Source organism: Alteromonas sp., assembly GCF_984505615.1.
In genome coordinates, this window is the sequence record NZ_CFHOXV010000003.1 from 221824 (window position 1) to 237804 (window position 15981).

A 15981-nucleotide genomic window follows, 5' to 3' on the forward strand; every position below is an offset into this window, starting at 1 on the left:
TGCAGGTCTCGTCATTATTTTACTGTGTACTAAGACCCCGCGGGCTGTTTCAGGCAACCCAACCGGTAATGGTGAGCACAGATGTGATCACCAGTATGAAAATAATATTCCTTTTTGCCAGTTTTACACCTGCCTGAACGTGTGCACACGCAGTCATTCTGCTGCAGGTAGCGCTGTCTCCGGCTTCAATAATTTCAGCCTGACGGGCTACAGACCAGAGTACAGCCGGCGTGTCTTCAGCCACATTTGTCAGTTTCTCAAGCCAGACGGATGTGGCGCGGGAGAAATGCCCCACCACCAAAAATCCCAATGTCACCGCACGGGCTGGTAACCATTCCAGTGCGAAGAGCAACTGCCCTGTGGTCAGCGCAGCTTCCATGTGTTTGCCACCGTAATAATGGTGAGCTTCACGGACAAACATATAGAACAAGGCGCCGGGTGCGCCGAAGAATATGAAGAACAACATTACCGCGCCGTAATAGCGGAAGTTTGCCAGCAAAAGTAACTGCTGCATCCGTGTGCCGTCGTCCGGCTCCGGTGCATTGTCTTCTTTACCCAGCAACCCGAGATGTAGTTCTTTTTCATACAAATCACAGGCTTCTCTGTCTTCCCGCTGAGCAGCCTGAAGCCAGGACTTATAAATCCGGCGAAAATTCGTACAACCCAAAGCAAGGAACAGCACCGCCGTCTGAACGATAAATGTCAGAAAGCCACCGAAAATGTAAGTTTCTGTCAGCCCTAACAGCAGCGCCGGTATAAGAAGGTACAGCCAGATTTTGCGGGATGCCTGTGTATCGTCGCCGCTTATGCCCATTTTTCGCAAACAGTAGTTAACAAAAACCGGTGACTGCCAGTAGCGGTTCCGCAAGAACATTCTGTCAAACGCCAGTGCCAGTAAAAGACTTATCAGAATCACGTCATTATTCCTTTATTCCCGGGTCCGGTGACCCGTTATCACTTAAACAATATTAACTAACGTTACTGCTGCTTTGTCGCTTCAAACGACAAACCTGTACGCAACCGGCACCAGTCAAAATACTCTCCGGGGTCGGTTTTACGGCCGGGTGCAATATCACTGTGTCCGGTAATTCTGCCAATAGTGATGGCCGGGTGGGTGTCGATAATAAACTGTGTCACCCGTTGTAATGCCTGATATTGCTCTGCAGTGAAAGGTTCGTTATCGCAACCTTCCATTTCAATACCGATGGCGTAGTCGTTACATTTATTACGCCCCTGAAAAACAGAAAGCCCGGCATGCCAGGCTCTTGCCGACAGCGGCACAAACTGTTCAACCTGCCCGTCACGGTAAATCACACAATGAGCAGATACTTTTACGTTTTTAAGATCGCTATAGGAAGGATGTGCATTGATATCAATAGTACCGGTGAACAACCGGCGGATATCACCTGTACCGTACTGTCCGGCAGGTAATGAAATATTATGGATGACAAGCAATGAAATGCAGGCATCTTCCGGCCGCTCATCATAGAACGGTGACGGTGTGTACTGACTGTCGGGGATAAAATCCATGATCGCACAGAAAATCTCAGGTCATGCCTAAGTTTGACATCTGCTATTGCCATACTCAAGATTAACCCTACATATAACTTTCAAAGTTAGACACTTATATATAGCCGGGGGAACGGTGAGCAGTGAACATAATGCCGGAAAGTGGATGTACATACTGGCCTGGATTTGCGGGCTGGGCTTGCTGACATTTGTTTTTGGCGACTTGCTTGACCGGCAGGAAAACCCGAATCGTGAACCGGAATCTGTGCGCATTGATAATCAGACGGAAGTACGGCTGAAACAAAACCGCGCCGGTCATTACGTCACGGCGGGCACGATAAACGGCGTACCGGTTGAGTTTATGATCGATACCGGCGCAACGGATGTTGCCATTCCCGCACATCTGCAGGAAAAACTCGGCTTAATCCCTACGGGCAGTGCACTGGCACAAACCGCCAACGGTGTGGTTCGCGTTGCAAGAACTGAGTTAAACAGTGTGTCTATTGGCGATATTACTGTTTATAACGTACGTGCGAATCTCAACCCCGGTATGAATGGTGAACAAATTTTACTCGGAATGAGCGTTTTAAAGCAGCTTGAGTTTACTCAGCGCGGAGAATGGTTAATATTGCGTACACTTTAATATAAGCAGAGCGTAAGCATGACTATTCCTTCTCAAGCCGCGATCCGCCAGCAAGTCTCAGAAGCACTGGCTGAAGATCTGGGCGGCAGCGCCGACGCCGGTGCAGATATCACCGCAAACCTGATTGATGCATCCACGCAGGCCACAGCTACCATTATTACCCGTGAGGATTGTATTGTTTGTGGTATGGCCTGGGTTGAAGCAGCATTCAACTTGATCGATCCACAAATAGATATCACGATCCATACACAAGACGGGAATGCAGCCAAAGCTAATGACGTGCTGGTTTCATTGTCCGGTCCTGCCAGAGGCATTCTCACCGCTGAGCGCACTGCGCTGAATTTTCTGCAAACCCTTTCCGGCACGGCAACCGTTGCACATCACTATGCATCGCTGCTTGACGGCTATCCGACGAAGATACTGGACACCCGTAAAACGCTGCCCGGACTACGCCTTGCCCAGAAGTATGCCGTCGCCTGTGGCGGTGGTCAGAATCACCGGATCGGATTATTCGATGCCTTTCTGATCAAAGAGAATCATATTTTTGCCTGCGGATCGATTACGAAGGCTGTACAGATCGCAAAGCAAAATCATCCGGACAAACCGGTGGAAGTGGAAGTGGAAAGCCTTGATGAGCTTGAGCAAGCGCTTGGTGCCGGTGCAGATATCATCATGCTGGATAACTTTACAAACGATCAGATCCAAAGCGCAGTCGACATCACAAAAGGCCGGAGTAAACTCGAAGTGTCTGGCAATATTACGGAAGAAAGATTGCAATCTTTAGGAAAATTAGGGGTTGACTTCATATCTTCAGGGGCATTAACGAAACACGTTCAGGCTATCGATCTGTCGCTTCGTGTCGCTATGAAAGGATAAAATTCACTTAAAAATCAAAAGAGTGGATACATTCCTGTTATCCCCTAAAGGTATTCACTCTCATCCCCTCACTGCTGTAGAACCTATTCATATGTATATTTCTGAATACTTGTCAGTTGGCTTGCTCCGCCTATACTGAGCATCAAGTACCGGGGACGTTGAAAAGGACGACTCGGGTATAAATCGTAACTTTGAATGAAAGATTTAATTTAGCGCATTATACGCAAACCCGGAGATATACCATGAAAAATGTTAACGCTCAAAACCAAAAAGGTTTCACTCTTATCGAACTGATGATCGTTGTTGCTATCATCGGTATCCTGGCAGCAGTTGCTTTGCCAGCGTATCAAAACTACACGAAGAAAGCACGATACTCTGAAGTTATTATGGCTACACAGGCGGTGAAAACTGCTGTTGAAGTTTGTGCTCAGACTGAAGCTGATTTGACTTCTTGTAGCGCTGGTGAAAACGGCGTACCAACTAACCTTAGCGGCGGTGTTTCCGATTACGTAACATCTGTAACATGGACTGATGCAAATGCTACCACAGGAGCAATCGTAGTGGTACCTGCTGCGAGTGGTGGTTTGGCTGCTACAGATACTTACACTCTGACAGCAACCTATGCTTCAGGTGTAGTAACTTGGGCAGAGACTTGTGCCAACACTGACCTTTGCTAATAACCTCATGAATTGTAAAGCCTGACTGCTGTTGGGCTTTTTCTTTTCATAGATTCAAGGACAGTTTTCCATGAGTAAGGTAGCCGTAACATTTGTCTGGCAAGGGGTTGATAAACACGGAAGCTCGAGAAAAGGAGAAATATCTGCCCTAACGTTGTCTGAAGCTAAAAACCTATTGCGAAAGCAGGGCATATCTGCAAGAAAAGTTAAAAAGCAGGCTAAACCACTCTTTGGTGGCGGACAAAAAATTACTGCGCAGGATATATGTATAATATCGCGGCAAATAGCTACCATGCTGGGTGCCGGCGTCACCCTTATTCAATCACTGGATATGATCGCATCCGGCCATGACAAAGCCTCCATGCGCAAGTTACTTGGCGAAATTTCAACAGAAGTTAAAGCCGGTAATCCCCTGTCATCCGCATTACGGAAACATCCTCTTTATTTTGATGATTTGTACTGTGATCTGGTGAAAACCGGTGAACAATCAGGTGCCCTGGAAACCATCTACGATCGGATCGCTACTTATAAAGAGAAAGCGGAAGCACTTAAGGCTAAAATCAAAAAGGCGATGTTTTACCCCATCGCTGTTCTTGTTGTTGCGTTTATCGTAACAACAATCCTTTTGGTATTCGTGGTACCCCAGTTCGAAGAAATTTTCAGTAGTTTCGGGGCTGAGTTGCCGGCGTTTACCCAGTTTGTTCTGGCAATATCGCGGTTTGTTCAGGATTACGGCATTTTTATCGGGATGGGCATTGCCGGTGCAGTCTTCTTATTTATCCGGGCCTTGAGAAAGTCTAAACGTATGCAGGATAAAATGGATGCACTGACACTGAAAATTCCGGTAGTGGGCGAAATCCTGAAAAAAGCGGCGGTTGCCCGTTTCACCCGCACCCTGTCAACGACCTTTTCTGCCGGTGTTCCGTTAATTGGCGCTCTTGATTCTGCTGCCGGTGCATCGGGCAATGCCGTGTACCGGGAAGCTATATTGTTCATTAAGAAAGAAGTCGCGGGCGGCTTACAAATGAACACCGCCATGCGGGCTACTAACGTATTTCCCGACATGGTGTCGCAAATGGTGGCCATTGGTGAAGAATCCGGTTCCGTAGACGAAATGCTGGCAAAAATTGCTACGATTTATGAAGCGGAAGTAGATAATATGGTCGATGGTCTCACCAGCTTGCTGGAGCCACTGATTATGGCTGTACTCGGGGTGATTATCGGCGGCCTGATTATAGCCATGTACCTGCCTATCTTCCAGATGGGTAACGTGGTGTAACAAATTTGAGCAGCCGCCTGTGGTTACGCACCCAAAACTAATTATTCATTGAGACAGGACTGCTTTTCGGGCAGTCTTGTTGTATCAGAACACGATAAAAATAAAGCGCTTGTATGGACGCCATCATTTCATTAATGCAGCAGAGTCTGCCGGTGTTTCTCACCACCATCTTCATTTTCAGTTTGCTGGTTGGCAGTTTTTTAAACGTTGTCATCTACCGTCTACCCATCATGATGGAGCGAAGCTGGAAAGCGGAATACCAAAGTTACTTTCACGAAAATGAACAGCCCGCAGAGCAGGAACCTTTCAATCTGGTAAAACCGGACAGCACCTGCCCTCACTGTCATCACAAAATCCGGGCATGGGAAAACATCCCTGTGATCAGCTATCTGATGCTGGGCGGTAAATGTGCAGGGTGTAAGGCTGGTATTTCAATCCGTTATCCGCTGGTAGAACTGTTTACCGCACTGGTGTGTACATTTACAGCCTGGCATTTCGGTGCCACAGCGCAGGGTATCTGGGCGGTATTGGTAGTCTTTATTCTTATTGCGCTGCTCTTTATCGACCTTGATAAAATGCTGCTGCCGGATCAATTAACATTGCCATTGCTATGGCTGGGACTGATCTTAAGTACTCAATCTGTCTTTACAGGTCCGGTGGACGCCATTATTGGTGCTGCTGCGGGCTACTTGAGTTTGTGGTCGGTCTACTGGTTGTTTAAATTGCTCACCGGCAAGGAAGGAATGGGGTACGGCGATTTTAAATTGCTCGCCGCATTAGGCGCCTTTACCGGATGGCAGGGCCTGCCCATTATTATTCTGCTTTCCTCCGTGGTAGGAGCCGTGGCAGGTATCACACTGATGATTGTGCAGCGCTCCGGTAAATCTCTTGCGATCCCCTTTGGTCCGTATCTCGCCGTCGCCGGTTATCTCACATTATTGTATAAGGCAGAGATCATAGATGGTTATCTTGCCTGGGTGACGGGTGCATGAGCCATCCTTACGTTGCAGGATTAACCGGTGGGATCGGCAGCGGCAAGTCTGCTGTCAGTGATTTATTTGCGCAGCTCGGCATAACCATTGTCGATGCTGACGTAGTTGCCCGTCAGGTGGTTGAACCCGGTACGCCGGCGCTTGCGAAAATCGCCGGTCATTTTGGCCGTGACATTTTACAGGAAGACGGCACACTGGACCGCGCCGCGTTGCGTAAACAGGTCTTCGCTGATGAGACGGCAAAACAGTGGCTTAACGCCCTGCTCCACCCGGCGATCAGGGAAGAAATGCGAAAGCAGCTGGAAGCAGCCACCAGCCCCTACGTGATTTTTTCGGTGCCTCTGCTCATAGAAAACGGACTTGATGCAATGGCAGATACTGTGATTGTGGTTGACTGTGAGGAAGACACTCAACTTACGCGGGCACTTAAGCGGGATGGCAGTGACGAGACAACTATCCGTGGGATCATGGCATCTCAGGCCAGCCGTCATGACCGGCTGGCTAAGGCCAGTCATATAATAGATAACAACGGTGCCCTTGAACTTTTACCCGCTCAGGTTGAACAATTACATCAAATATTACTGAAAGCAGCAGAAAAATCCCCCGGTAGCTGAACGGCTGTTTTTTCCTTAGGGCTTGATATTTTGGCACTTTTGCGCTGTAGTGCTAACAGTTTATCAGAGAGGCCCACATGACCAGCACCACATACGAATTTCCGCTTAAAGAAAAAGTGAGGAATTACCTGCGCATCGAGCACCTGCTTGCGCAGTTGAAGACCGGTGCCTCAGTGCAGAATAAAGCCCTGCATGTGTACTTCTTCGAGCAATTATTCACCCTCATGGATCTGCTGGACCGGATTGATCTGCGTACTGATCTGATTAAAGATCTTGATGTGCATGAACGCAATCTGGTGCACTGGTCCCAGTATCCGAATATTGATACAGATGCGCTTGAACAGTCCTTAAAAGTGATTGTACGCCTGAAAGGCAAACTAAAAGCGGAACGCAAATTCGGCACAGCGCTGAAAGAAGATAAATTTCTCAACGGGATCCGGCAGCGTTTTTCCATACCCGGCGGCACCTGTAGCTTTGACTTGCCCAATTTGCACTACTGGCTTAACCGTTCCAAAGAAGACATTCAGGAATCGATGAAAGAATGGCTCTTATCCCTGGCATTGCTGGAAGAAACAGTATCGGTACTGTTGTCGTTCCTGCGGGAAAGAGGTCCGTTTAAACCCATGGAAGCCACAAACGGCTTTTATCAGGGCGTAGCCGATGACAAGTGCGGATTGATCCGCGTTCGCTGTGATGCTAATCAGGGGTATTACCCCACTCTCAGCGGCAATAAATACCGCTTCGCCATTCGCTTTATGCTGTTTGAAAATGAAGCCGGACAGTCTTCCTCTGTGGGGAATACAGTGTCTTTTGCTATGGCAGCCTGCTAGACTGCCGCCATACTTTTTACCTGAAAGAGAGTGAATTCAGTGAAGGTTAACTGTCCTGTATGCAGCACATCTGTCGAGTGGTCTGCAGAAAATAAACATCGTCCTTTTTGTTCCAAGAAATGCCAGCTTATCGATCTGGGTGAATGGGCTGGTGAAGAGCGTGCGATTCCCGGGCCAAAGCAGCATTCTGATACACTGCCCGGAATGCCTGATATCGAAGACATTGAAGCAATGCTCAGTCAGCAGCAGGACGATTTTTTTAAACACTAAACCCTTCCCCGTTGAGCGTTTTGTGTGAATGTATCCGGGCATTCAGCCCGAATTCAGATAAGGCTTTTCTCTTATGTTAAATTCAATTGCACTTATTGGCGGTACTCACGGCAACGAGACCAGTGGTATTCAACTTATCCGCAACTGGCAGAAGTCCGGTTTGCCTGAGCGCTTCTCGTCTCTGAATGTCACCTGTGATTTTGCCAACCCGGCGGCTATGGACGCCAATGTCCGTTTTCTGGATGAAGATTTAAACCGGCAGTTTACTGCTGAACGTCTTGCGGCAGACAATCCGGCCAGAGAGGCTGTTCTGGCAAAATCACTGAATGAACGCTTTGGCCCGAAGGGTAATGCTGCAACGGATTTTTTCATCGACATCCACAACACCACCAGCCACATGGGGGCTACCCTGATTGTGCTGGAAGCCGACGAATTTAATACTAAACTTGCCCGGTTTGTTAAAGACGTTATGCCGGAAGCCAATATTCTGGTGGAAGATGAAAAAGACTACGCATCTCATGGCTATTTATGCACCGTGGGCAAAAAAGGCGTGATGATTGAAGTCGGCGCTCAGCCACAGGGCGTATTACGGGAAGATGTTTACCAGTTAACGCAAACGATGGCGGAAGCGATTCTGGATTTTTGTGTCGCCTGGAATACAGATAGCAGCTCAATGGATTCGCTGCCTGCCTGCGAGGCTTTCAGATTGGGTTATGAGGTAAAATTCCCGCTGGATGAGAACGGCGTACGTAAAGCCATGATCCACCACAGCATTCAGGATCAGGATTTTACACCACTGCTTCCCGGTGCGCCGGTATTCCGGGGGTTTGACGGTTCAGATTATGTCTGGGAAGGTGACAAAGAAACCTACCCCCACTTTATAAATGAAGCAGCATATTTCAAATTAGACGTGGCCTTCGCCACTGCCGACCGGATTGAGTTCTGATCCTGAAGGTTTTTTGCTGCCGGCAAGTACCGGTTAGTATGAGACGATAAAAAACAGGCCGCTCTTATTGCAGAGCGGCCTGTTTCATTTCTGAAACTGTGCAGATCAGAATCGCTCGATTTTCGGTTCCCGGGTTTCTTCCGGCGCTACCCGCTTTTCACCGGTAGAGGTGGTCAGGTCGAAGTGAATACGGCGCTGATCTTCCATGACATATTTCTCAAACATTTCCGCCGTACTTAAATTGAATGAGTCGTCGAAAGCCTTGCGTCCGTCAATGTAGTCAGAGAACTGGCCGAACAGGCTTACCAGGGCTTCATGTTCCAGTTTTACGTTCTCGGCGCGCTGGCGGATAATATCCTGAAACTGGATCTTACCGATTGCCCCGCTGACTTTACCGGCGATGTCTTTTGCTACGCCGCCGAAGCAATTGAGCATCCGCGGGCTGAATTCCTCTAGCCGGCGATAATGGGCCGTCATGCTGGCCAGAGAGCCTGAGAACGACGTCAGCAACTCACAGGTTTCATCACTCTGATTCGTGGAGAGCAATTTTTCACCATGGATTTTTGCTGTTTCCATGGCGGAACGGATCCCGGATTCAATTTTCTCTGCGGCCTCTGACGACTGGGAAGATAAGGTTCTTACCTGCTCTGCCACCACAGCGAATCCTCGCCCGTATTCTCCGGCCCGCGCAGCTTCAATCGCTGCATTCAGTGCCAGCAAGTTAGTTTGAAACGCGATGTTTTTTACCAGCTCAGTAAGCTCTTTGAGCTTATCAATTTCCTGCAGGACTTCCTGAATCGCCGCAGTATGGGCTTTGTCGTGTTCCTGCTGGGTATTTATTAGCTGGGTAATTTCTTCCAGACGGTGATTTGCCTGGTCAATTTCCGCTGCACTTTCTTCCTTGAATTCAGCAGTATTACGCTGGGAAAGCTCAATACTGTCGATACCGTTTTGAATGACTTCTTCAATCTGATATAAGGCACTCATCAAGTCGACGGAAGCTTCTTCGGTAATGTTAGAAATACCGTCAATCTGTCCGTTCAGAATACTTGCATACTCATCTACCTGCTGGTGAGTGGTATGCAACTGTTCTGAAGTTTTGTCCAGATAAGCATTTGCTTCCGCCAGTGCTGTTTCAAGTTCATCAATATAACGTGTTTCAGCCACGGTTTGACGTACAACCCAGACAGCGCTGGTTACGAGACTACAAATAATTGCTCCCCACCATGACAACTGCGTTCCGGCAAACTGGTTTATAAGCAGCACGCTTACCAGCGCGATAACTGTTCCGGTAATACACAGAGCCGCCGCCTGTACAGACGGACTGGCGTACCACTGAGCCTGCTTCACGCGTGCAACAGCAGTCAGAAATATTTCTCGTAAATTCACCATAAAGCCTCCTACGGCACCAATTGTTTTACTACTGCGATCAATTGATCAGGTTCGACAGGTTTTACCAGCCATCCTGTGGCACCAGCACGCTTTGCTTCTTCCCGCTTGGTTTGTTGTGATTCAGTGGTCAGCATCAAAATAGGTGTGAATCTGAATTTCGTATTTTTCTTTATTTCTTTAATCAGCTCTATGCCGTTCATTCCCGGCATGTTCAAATCGGTGATGATGAGTTTTGGTGACGCGCTTTGCAGTGTTGTCAGCGCAGCTTCAGCATTTTCCGATTTAATGATGTCGTAGCCTGCACGTTTTAACAGCATTTCCATACTCATCAGCATGGTCGCCGAATCGTCAACTAAATGGATGGTCTTCATTGATCACCTCGTTTCTATGAGAAAAGACTGTCGCATAAAGAGCGATAGTCTTTCGCTCCTGCGGAAAGTGGCGCATATTCGCTGACTGGCTGATGTACTGCGAATGCTTCCGCCAGTTTCACGTTGCGACGAATAGCAGGCAAAATTCTGCCCGCTCCGAATTTCTCCTGCCAGAGACCCAGTGTCTGACGATGTATGCGTAATTTGCCATCCACCATCACAGGCAGAATATCAATGCCACTGGCACGGAAGTGCTTATTTCTGATGGCTTTCATACACGCATTGAGCAACTTGTTTACGCCATCAGAGGCCAGTGGCGTCGGCTCGGCCGGAATAACAATGCGGTGCGCGCCGGCAAGTGCTGATAACAACCGGGGCCCCAGTGTAGGCGGCGTATCAACCAGAATTATGTCGTAGTGCCCGGCGTCGCCTGCGTTATCAAACAACTGACTGAACCGGTCCAGGGTATATGCAGATTCATCAAATGCACTGTCGGTATGTGCCAGCGCCAGATGGATCCTGTCGCTGTATGCCAGCACGCCTTTGAACTCTTCGAATTCACTCATCCACGCCGGTTGAGAAAGTGCAGAAAGCAAATCCGGTTGTGCAGTGAAACCCAGTTCGATGTGACCCTGATTATCAAGGTCAATCACCAGCACTTTCGCCCCTTTCTCACTCAGTGCGTAAGCCAGATTCACTACTGTCGTTGTTTTGGCTGTACCACCTTTGCGGTTAGCAACCACAAGCACCTTTGTCATGCCTGAGACTCCGCGTTATATAAACCGGCATCAATGGCACGTTTAAGCCAGCCCCACGCTCCCGCTTCAGGCCATACAGAAATGCCGGTCTGATGTTTAATTAATACCTGATACAGGGCGGTATGGGCGTGGGTGAGCTTTTTCAGATTAACCTGCCTTTTCGGATTCTCTGCCAGCCAGAGATCCAGTTCTTCCGCTAAATCGATTTCACAGTTGCCGTCGAGTGCTGCAACTTTTTGCTTGAAAATTATCGGCATGACAGTAACTCCGGAATGTTGATAATGAGCAGAACCCTTCCGTCACCCAGTAAGGCTGTGCCGCTGAAGTGGGCGTAGCCCGCCATCACACCTTCAAGAGGCTTCTGGATAACATCAATACCCTCATGGAATTTATCGATAACCAAACCGATATCCCCATTGCCTGTGTTTACTACAAGAATAGACTGTTCTTCTGTATTTTGCGTTTCCGGTGCAAAACCCAGATAGTCCCGCAGGCAATGAAGCGGTACCAGCTTGTCGCGGATAACCAGCACCTGATGATTCTTGATTTGCTGGATTTCCTCAGGGCGCACTTTTACGGTTTCCACCACGCTGTCCATACTGACGCCGAACATCTGGTCGCTGACTTCAAACATCATCACACGGTTAACGGACATAGTTTGCGGCAACACAAGACGGAAACGTGTGCCGCTACCCACTTCAGACTGCATTTCGATATGGCCGCCAGCCTGAGTAACCATGGTTTTCACAGCATCCATTCCCACACCGCGACCGGATAAATCAGACACCTGTTCAGAAGTGGAAAAGCCGGGTGCAAATATCAGTTGCAGTGCTTCGTCATCGTTTATTGACTCCAACTGCGCTTCGGTGATTACCCCTTTCTGGTATGCCAGCATTTTGATCTTCGCCGGATCAATGCCCTTACCGTCATCGCGGATTTCTATCACCACGTTGTCATCCTGCGGTGTGGCAATGAGCTCAATTTTTCCTGATTCATTTTTACCTGCACTGAGGCGGTCAGCCGGAGACTCAATACCGTGATCGATGCTGTTTCTCAGTAAGTGAATTAAAGGCTCAGACAAAGACTCAATCAGATTTTTATCAAATTCCGTATCTTCCCCCTGCATTTCAAGCTCAATCTTCTTATCAAGCTTGCGGGCGAGATCCCGAACAAGACGGGGATAACGCTGAAATACGTGAGATACCGGAACCATACGAATTTGCAGAACAGCACTTTGAAGCTCTTCAGTAAGACGGTTCACAATCGTGAAGTGTGACTTAATCTGTTTGCTGAGTTTTCTGCTGCCGCCTTCTTCTTCTGCCTGCCGGGCAAGATAAGGCAGAGAATTTTTCGCTACTGTCAGCTCGCCCACCAGGTCCATCAGGTAATCAATTTTCTCCTGATTAACTTTTAACGTACGTGGTACCTGACGCTCTGCCGCTTTTGCCGGAGCTGTACTCTGCGCCGCCTCTTCCGCAGCAGGCTCAGGAGCGACAGAAACATTTTGTTCAGTTTCCTGAGCAGCAGTTGTCTCAGGCACTGCAGCGTCAGCCTCTTCTTCGCCTGTGTCGGCCTGAGGTACTTCAACCTGTCCACTGGCAATGAGGGCCAGCAAGTCTTCAACAGACCGTTCTATCACATCGACACCCAGTACACGACTGACAACCAGATTCACTGACGCCAGCGACGCAGGATTGCCTTCCCCTGCCGCCAGACGTTCCAGTAAAGCTTGTTGCTGCTCAAGCATGGCAAGGGCTCTACCGGATAATCCGTTGTCATTTCCGCAACCGGAGACATCTGTCGCTGAGCTTGATGTCTCAGCGTTATCTTCAACAGTGACAGACTCAGAGCCTGAAGCGTCACCGGATTCAGCCTGCGCCTGATCTTCGAAAGGAGCAGCATCTCCGGCTGAAGTGGCAATATCACAAAAGCGTGACAGAGCCTCACCTGCAGCGAGTTTTTCAAGCCCTGCACTGATTTGCCATTGTACAGAGTCCGGATTCAGCGAAGCACACAGGAAGCTGCATATACGGGCCACCTGCTCGTTGTCTGCCAGCGCTGCCGCTTCGGCGATACCATCAGCATCATCACTTTGTAAAAAGCTGGTCAGCAGCGGCTCACTTAATGAGTAAAAGCTGGCCGCGGAAATAGCATCATGTTCATACTGGCCTTCGTAATACGCAAAGTGCTCAGCCAGAGAAGCAGAACTGGCCACACAGAGGATCGTAATGTCCAGGTGGCAGAGGAAAACGTCTTCAGGACCTTCTACATGATTTTTACGGGACAGATTGTGAAAGATAAGCCCGGGGGTTGCCAGACTGACGTTAAACGGATCTTCACCACGAAAGAAACAGTCTGCATCCGGTGTATAGCGGATAACATGAACCATTTCATCGCTTTCCAGTGCACTGAAAAATGCGCTGATACGGTGCTTCTCGTCCAGCTCATTCAGCCATGCAGCCGCTTTGTCAGGTAGAGGAGCAACAGTAGCCGGAGAATCAGATGCTCCGCTATCAACCGTATGACTCTCCCCTTGTTCAGTGTCTGAGCTGGCCCCGCCGGATGCCGGTTCCATAAAGCTACGTAATCTGGCGGCAAGCCCGGTGGACGCTTCTTCCCACTGAGATAATTGATGGGTTCCCGACTCAAGCTCATCAAAAAATGTGCTGATTTGATCGAATGCTTCTAACAGCACATCACCGAGTTCATCAGTAAAAGACACTTCGCCGGCACGCATGCAATCCAGTAAATCTTCAGAGGCATGAGCAAGGCGGGTCAGCGGCTTGATATCGAACAGATCCGACGAACCTTTGATAGTGTGAATATCACGGAAAATCGTATCGACCGCTTTAGCGTCATAGCCACTGTTTTGCAGGGTCAGCAGCTCCTGACTGGCAGATTCCAGATTTTCCCTGGATTCACCGATGAATGTATCTAACAGCTCACTCATAATGATTATTCTCCCAGCATCAGTGACACCATGTCATTTAACGTGGTGCCGTCCACGGGTTTGGTCATATAGAAGTTTGCACCACAGTCGAATGCCCGGGTCGCGTCTGCAGCCTGAGATTCCGTGCTTATCATAATAATAGGCACCTGATTCAATCCTGCATCCCGGCGAATTTCCTGACACAAACGGTAGCCATCCATTTTCGGCATATTGACATCAACCATGAACAGGTCGATTTGTTTACCCATTGCCTTTTCGAGCGCTTCTACGCCATTTTCTGCTTCTTCCACATGGCGTTGCGCGCTGGCAACGATCATCCGGTGGTAGGTACGGACAGTATTGGCATCATCCACGATCATGATAGTTTTCATCTGCTGACTCCCTCGAACCCGGGCTTCTGGTAAACAATAACGTCACCGAACTTTTTAATTTTGAATAATGAGCAAATGCGGCTCATAGACTCGCTGTGGCCTAAGAATATGTATCCTCCGGGCTTGAGTGCGTCATATAACACCTGTGCAGCCTTACGACGGGAATCGTCATCGAAATAAATTAGCAGGTTGCGACAATAAATCAGGTCGAATGAACGGAAACGTCCGGGCACTTCAGCACCAAGAATATTTGCCAGACATAAAGTCACAGACTCTTTAATGTCGGGACTCAAATGGAACTCATTGCCCTTCTGAGTGAAATAACGCTGCCGGACAGTCAGCGGAATGTTTTGTACAGATCGCTTGGAATAAATGCCTCGTTTAGCATGTTCAAGGACACTGGTATCGATATCAGACGACACAATCTCCACATCCCGGTGATCCAGTCCTTTCCAGTACTCAAGCAGGTAAATTGCTATGGAATACGGCTCTTCACCTGTGCTTGAGGGTACTGACCAGATCCTTAAATCCTCACCCGCCGGGCGCATGCTGTCTAAATCATCCATTAAATGACGGCACATGGTCTCAAACTGATATTCTTCGCGGAAGAAGTAGGTCTCGTTCACCGTCATGGCATTAACAAGGTTTTGAAGCTCTTCTCCGGATGCCTGAAAACGCATGAAGGTAAAGTAACTCTTAAACAGATTATGGCCGGTTTGCTTCATGCGCTCCTTCAACCGTTTATCAACGAAGTATCGTTTAGAATCTTCGAAGTAAATGCCGGTTTTCCGGTAAAACATTGAGCGGAACCGGTCGAAGTCAGCGTCAGAGATTTCCCCTGCCGGCGACGTTGTCCGGATGCTGGTCATACACCCTCTCCTGCAACAGAATCCCGAACACACTGAATCGCGAACTGGATATAAGCTTCACCGGGAAAACGGGCAGATACTTTTTCGAGTACCTCCAGCGTTCCGCTATCGCCAATTTCTGACAGTTTATCTACCGCGGTACCCACCACATTGATGTTGTTATCGTTCAACACGACATTGTGCAACCACGTTGCAGCATCCGGATGACGAATAGCGCCGATAACGTCCACGGCAAAAATCCGTACATCACTGTCTTCATCACATAAAAGTTCGTTCACATGCGCTGCGAACAGTACCGGCTGGCTTTGCAGCAACTCAATTGCCCCATTGCGTACCTGCGCATCTTCCGACTTCAGCTTTTCAAGCAGCGCACCGGCCATATCTTCGTCACACATGCCTTCGACAGCGCTGAATAACGCCTCCAGTACGGTGGGCTCGTGCTCAATGTCGATTTGCTCAAGCAAAGCAGTCCGGGCTGCCAGATTGTTGGTCAGATCTCTTGCCGCCCAGCGTCTGACATCGGCACAACTCGCCTGTAAATCGTCAATAAGGGACGCCAGGTCTCTGCTATTTTGTCTGCGGTCAGCCTGGCTGGCAGACTCTCCGCGGCTCTTTCTCAGTCCCATGGCGTACT

The 15981-nt window shown here is 48.8% G+C and carries 19 protein-coding genes; 9 read left to right on the forward strand and 10 right to left on the reverse strand.

Annotated features, from left to right (window positions below; genetic code table 11):
- Positions 1-49: 49 nt before the first annotated feature.
- Both ampE and ampD read right to left on the reverse strand, forming a co-directional pair.
- On the reverse strand, positions 50-916 hold the full coding sequence (ampE, locus tag AC4PME_RS04085; RefSeq protein ID WP_491045001.1) for a regulatory signaling modulator protein AmpE: 867 nt from the start codon (positions 914-916) through the stop codon (positions 50-52).
- Between the two features lie 62 nt (positions 917-978).
- Positions 979-1530: a 1,6-anhydro-N-acetylmuramyl-L-alanine amidase AmpD gene (gene ampD, locus AC4PME_RS04090; protein ID WP_119502158.1), complete on the reverse strand. Its 552-nt coding sequence runs from the start codon at positions 1528-1530 to the stop codon at positions 979-981.
- A 145-nt stretch (positions 1531-1675) separates the two neighbouring features.
- On the opposite strand from ampD, the gene AC4PME_RS04095 reads away from it, so the two are divergent.
- The 9 genes from AC4PME_RS04095 (at position 1676) to AC4PME_RS04135 (ending at position 8636) form a co-directional block, all read left to right on the forward strand.
- The gene (locus AC4PME_RS04095; protein WP_491045019.1) at positions 1676-2152 is read left to right on the forward strand and encodes a retropepsin-like aspartic protease family protein; all 477 of its coding nucleotides are present in this window, start codon (positions 1676-1678) and stop codon (positions 2150-2152) included.
- A gap of 18 nt (positions 2153-2170) precedes the next feature.
- Positions 2171-3028 carry a carboxylating nicotinate-nucleotide diphosphorylase gene (gene nadC, locus AC4PME_RS04100; protein WP_491045002.1) on the forward strand — a complete coding sequence of 286 codons (858 nt, stop codon included), beginning with the start codon at positions 2171-2173 and terminating at the stop codon, positions 3026-3028.
- Between the two features lie 242 nt (positions 3029-3270).
- The gene (locus AC4PME_RS04105; protein ID WP_119502161.1) at positions 3271-3705 is read left to right on the forward strand and encodes a pilin; all 435 of its coding nucleotides are present in this window, start codon (positions 3271-3273) and stop codon (positions 3703-3705) included.
- 70 nt (positions 3706-3775) lie between these two features.
- Positions 3776-4984 (forward strand): type II secretion system F family protein, encoded by a 1209-nt coding sequence (locus AC4PME_RS04110; RefSeq protein ID WP_119502162.1) that lies wholly within the window; start codon positions 3776-3778, stop codon positions 4982-4984.
- 113 nt (positions 4985-5097) lie between these two features.
- The gene (locus tag AC4PME_RS04115; protein ID WP_119502163.1) at positions 5098-5976 is read left to right on the forward strand and encodes a prepilin peptidase; all 879 of its coding nucleotides are present in this window, start codon (positions 5098-5100) and stop codon (positions 5974-5976) included.
- Positions 5973-6590, forward strand: a complete 618-nt coding sequence (gene coaE, locus AC4PME_RS04120; protein WP_119502164.1) for a dephospho-CoA kinase — start codon at positions 5973-5975, stop codon at positions 6588-6590. The genes AC4PME_RS04115 and coaE overlap by 4 nt, the downstream gene beginning before the upstream one ends.
- Positions 6591-6667: 77 nt before the next feature.
- Positions 6668-7420: a cell division protein ZapD gene (gene zapD / locus AC4PME_RS04125; RefSeq protein ID WP_491045003.1), complete on the forward strand. Its 753-nt coding sequence runs from the start codon at positions 6668-6670 to the stop codon at positions 7418-7420.
- A 39-nt stretch (positions 7421-7459) separates the two neighbouring features.
- Positions 7460-7690 (forward strand): DNA gyrase inhibitor YacG, encoded by a 231-nt coding sequence (gene yacG, locus AC4PME_RS04130; protein ID WP_491045020.1) that lies wholly within the window; start codon positions 7460-7462, stop codon positions 7688-7690.
- A 73-nt stretch (positions 7691-7763) separates the two neighbouring features.
- A complete protein-coding gene (locus tag AC4PME_RS04135) occupies positions 7764-8636 on the forward strand; it encodes an aspartoacylase (protein WP_303572895.1) in 873 nt (290 codons plus the stop codon).
- Positions 8637-8741: 105 nt separating this feature from the next.
- On the opposite strand, the gene AC4PME_RS04140 is transcribed toward AC4PME_RS04135, so the two are convergent.
- The 8 genes from AC4PME_RS04140 to AC4PME_RS04175 are packed head-to-tail and all read right to left on the reverse strand — an operon-like array spanning position 8742 to position 15973.
- A complete protein-coding gene (locus tag AC4PME_RS04140) occupies positions 8742-10028 on the reverse strand; it encodes a methyl-accepting chemotaxis protein (RefSeq protein WP_491529505.1) in 1287 nt (428 codons plus the stop codon).
- An 8-nt stretch (positions 10029-10036) separates the two neighbouring features.
- Positions 10037-10399, reverse strand: a complete 363-nt coding sequence (locus AC4PME_RS04145; RefSeq protein ID WP_119502168.1) for a response regulator — start codon at positions 10397-10399, stop codon at positions 10037-10039.
- A 14-nt stretch (positions 10400-10413) separates the two neighbouring features.
- Positions 10414-11157: a ParA family protein gene (locus AC4PME_RS04150; protein WP_303572892.1), complete on the reverse strand. Its 744-nt coding sequence runs from the start codon at positions 11155-11157 to the stop codon at positions 10414-10416.
- Positions 11154-11414, reverse strand: a complete 261-nt coding sequence (locus AC4PME_RS04155) for a hypothetical protein (RefSeq protein WP_491045005.1) — start codon at positions 11412-11414, stop codon at positions 11154-11156. The genes AC4PME_RS04150 and AC4PME_RS04155 overlap by 4 nt, the downstream gene beginning before the upstream one ends.
- A complete protein-coding gene (locus AC4PME_RS04160; protein WP_491045006.1) occupies positions 11405-14107 on the reverse strand; it encodes a chemotaxis protein CheA in 2703 nt (900 codons plus the stop codon). The genes AC4PME_RS04155 and AC4PME_RS04160 overlap by 10 nt, the downstream gene beginning before the upstream one ends.
- Before the next feature lie 5 nt (positions 14108-14112).
- Positions 14113-14478, reverse strand: a complete 366-nt coding sequence (locus tag AC4PME_RS04165) for a response regulator (RefSeq protein WP_119502172.1) — start codon at positions 14476-14478, stop codon at positions 14113-14115.
- Positions 14475-15347 carry a CheR family methyltransferase gene (locus tag AC4PME_RS04170; RefSeq protein WP_491045007.1) on the reverse strand — a complete coding sequence of 291 codons (873 nt, stop codon included), beginning with the start codon at positions 15345-15347 and terminating at the stop codon, positions 14475-14477. Before AC4PME_RS04170 ends, AC4PME_RS04165 begins: the two co-directional genes overlap by 4 nt.
- A complete protein-coding gene (locus tag AC4PME_RS04175; RefSeq protein ID WP_474842918.1) occupies positions 15344-15973 on the reverse strand; it encodes a HEAT repeat domain-containing protein in 630 nt (209 codons plus the stop codon). Before AC4PME_RS04175 ends, AC4PME_RS04170 begins: the two co-directional genes overlap by 4 nt.
- Positions 15974-15981 lie beyond the last annotated feature (8 nt).

Excerpts from the sequence above, each read along its gene's own strand:
- ampD (WP_119502158.1), bottom strand. The coding sequence starts at position 1,530 with ATGGATTTTATCCCCGACAGTCAGTACACACCGTCACCGTTCTATGAT.
- AC4PME_RS04095 (WP_491045019.1), top strand. The coding sequence starts at position 1,676 with ATGTACATACTGGCCTGGATTTGCGGGCTGGGCTTGCTGACATTTGTT.
- nadC (WP_491045002.1), top strand. The coding sequence starts at position 2,171 with ATGACTATTCCTTCTCAAGCCGCGATCCGCCAGCAAGTCTCAGAAGCA.
- AC4PME_RS04105 (WP_119502161.1), top strand. The coding sequence starts at position 3,271 with ATGAAAAATGTTAACGCTCAAAACCAAAAAGGTTTCACTCTTATCGAA.
- AC4PME_RS04110 (WP_119502162.1), top strand. The coding sequence starts at position 3,776 with ATGAGTAAGGTAGCCGTAACATTTGTCTGGCAAGGGGTTGATAAACAC.
- AC4PME_RS04115 (WP_119502163.1), top strand. The coding sequence starts at position 5,098 with ATGGACGCCATCATTTCATTAATGCAGCAGAGTCTGCCGGTGTTTCTC.
- coaE (WP_119502164.1), top strand. The coding sequence starts at position 5,973 with ATGAGCCATCCTTACGTTGCAGGATTAACCGGTGGGATCGGCAGCGGC.
- zapD (WP_491045003.1), top strand. The coding sequence starts at position 6,668 with ATGACCAGCACCACATACGAATTTCCGCTTAAAGAAAAAGTGAGGAAT.
- AC4PME_RS04135 (WP_303572895.1), top strand. The coding sequence starts at position 7,764 with ATGTTAAATTCAATTGCACTTATTGGCGGTACTCACGGCAACGAGACC.
- AC4PME_RS04140 (WP_491529505.1), bottom strand. The coding sequence starts at position 10,028 with ATGGTGAATTTACGAGAAATATTTCTGACTGCTGTTGCACGCGTGAAG.
- AC4PME_RS04145 (WP_119502168.1), bottom strand. The coding sequence starts at position 10,399 with ATGAAGACCATCCATTTAGTTGACGATTCGGCGACCATGCTGATGAGT.
- AC4PME_RS04150 (WP_303572892.1), bottom strand. The coding sequence starts at position 11,157 with ATGACAAAGGTGCTTGTGGTTGCTAACCGCAAAGGTGGTACAGCCAAA.
- AC4PME_RS04155 (WP_491045005.1), bottom strand. The coding sequence starts at position 11,414 with ATGCCGATAATTTTCAAGCAAAAAGTTGCAGCACTCGACGGCAACTGT.
- AC4PME_RS04160 (WP_491045006.1), bottom strand. The coding sequence starts at position 14,107 with ATGAGTGAGCTGTTAGATACATTCATCGGTGAATCCAGGGAAAATCTG.
- AC4PME_RS04165 (WP_119502172.1), bottom strand. The coding sequence starts at position 14,478 with ATGAAAACTATCATGATCGTGGATGATGCCAATACTGTCCGTACCTAC.
- AC4PME_RS04170 (WP_491045007.1), bottom strand. The coding sequence starts at position 15,347 with ATGACCAGCATCCGGACAACGTCGCCGGCAGGGGAAATCTCTGACGCT.
- AC4PME_RS04175 (WP_474842918.1), bottom strand. The coding sequence starts at position 15,973 with ATGGGACTGAGAAAGAGCCGCGGAGAGTCTGCCAGCCAGGCTGACCGC.